At 46.9% G+C, this 680-nt stretch carries 1 protein-coding gene; it reads left to right on the forward strand.

Annotation, left to right across the window (positions count from 1 at the left end):
- Positions 1–680: mechanosensitive ion channel family protein (locus R7Q11_RS26630; RefSeq protein ID WP_225467053.1), on the forward strand; the 680-nt coding region annotated here is incomplete at both ends.

Raw genomic sequence — 680 nt, forward strand, 5'->3', positions numbered from 1 at the left:
TGGTGAGCAAAGCGGTGTCTTCTAAGAACTTGAAACTTTCCCACCTAATGCAGGACTTCTTTATCTCCATGTCCGGTAAAGTGGTGTGGGTGATTGGTATTATGGTTGGCCTGTCGCAGATTGGCTTGAACTTAGCGCCAATCCTGACTGGTTTCGGTATTGCCGGTGTGATCATTGGTTTCGCGTTGCAAGATACGTTGTCGAACTTCGCAGCGGGTATGATGCTTTTGATTTACCGTCCGTTTGATGTGGGTGATTTTGTCTACGCTGGTGGTGTGGATGGCAAGGTAAGTCACATGAGCTTAGTGAACACCACGATTCGCACCTTCGATAACCAGATCATCATTGTGCCGAACAGTAAGATTTGGGGAGATGTGATCAAGAACGTGACCCATGAGCGTATTCGCCGTGTGGATATGGTGTTTGGTATTGGCTACGCAGACGATTTATTGAAAGCGGAATCGGTACTAACGGATATCGTGACTTCACACCCTGCGGTACTTCGCGCGCCTGAGCCAATGATTAAAGTGCACACTTTGAATACTTCGTCGGTAGATTTCATCGTTCGCCCTTGGGTTAAAACAGATGACTACTGGGAGGTATATTGGGATGTAACGAAAGAAGTGAAGTTACGCTTTGATCGCGAAGGCATTTCGATTCCTTTCCCACAACAAGATGTG

The organism is Vibrio sp. 970 (genome assembly GCF_033339075.1).